This is a genomic window from Devosia chinhatensis, from assembly GCF_000969445.1.
In the GTDB taxonomy this organism is placed as follows: Bacteria; Pseudomonadota; Alphaproteobacteria; order Rhizobiales; family Devosiaceae; genus Devosia; species Devosia chinhatensis.
Genome location: NZ_JZEY01000098.1, coordinates 1 through 508, shown reverse-complemented (window position 1 = coordinate 508; position 508 = coordinate 1). Strand labels below are relative to the sequence as shown.

The 508-nt window shown below is 60.6% G+C and carries 2 protein-coding genes; one reads left to right on the top strand and one right to left on the bottom strand.

The window, feature by feature from the left end; genetic code table 11:
• The coding region (locus VE26_RS16885) for an FAD-dependent oxidoreductase (RefSeq protein WP_046106521.1) at window positions 1–235 on the bottom strand (235 nt) is incomplete at its 3' end.
• A 38-nt stretch (window positions 236–273) separates the two neighbouring features.
• On the opposite strand from VE26_RS16885, the gene VE26_RS17610 reads away from it, so the two are divergent.
• Window positions 274–508 (top strand): FAD-dependent oxidoreductase (locus VE26_RS17610; RefSeq protein ID WP_046106521.1); only part of this gene is annotated, 235 nt, incomplete at its 3' end.

Sequence of the window (508 nt, the reverse complement as noted above, 5' to 3'; positions counted from 1 at the left end):
GAGTATCGACGAGGAGGATGTGAGTTTCCGCGATGGTGCGCGTGATGGGTGAGGAAACGTGCGGGGTGTTGACGGCGCGGTCAAGGGCGGGGAATGGTTCCGGGGGATCATCGCCCGGCTGCTCTTCAAGCACGCTATAATTGATGGTATTGACATTAAGGCGCGCCGGAGTGACGGTCTTTAACCGTCCAAGCTGCAAGCCAAGGCATTCCAGTCGGGTGGAGAGGCCCAGCACCGGCTTTTCGCCCAGCCGCGCGGCTGGGCGAAAAGCCGGTGCTGGGCCTCTCCACCCGACTGGAATGCCTTGGCTTGCAGCTTGGACGGTTAAAGACCGTCACTCCGGCGCGCCTTAATGTCAATACCATCAATTATAGCGTGCTTGAAGAGCAGCCGGGCGATGATCCCCCGGAACCATTCCCCGCCCTTGACCGCGCCGTCAACACCCCGCACGTTTCCTCACCCATCACGCGCACCATCGCGGAAACTCACATCCTCCTCGTCGATACTC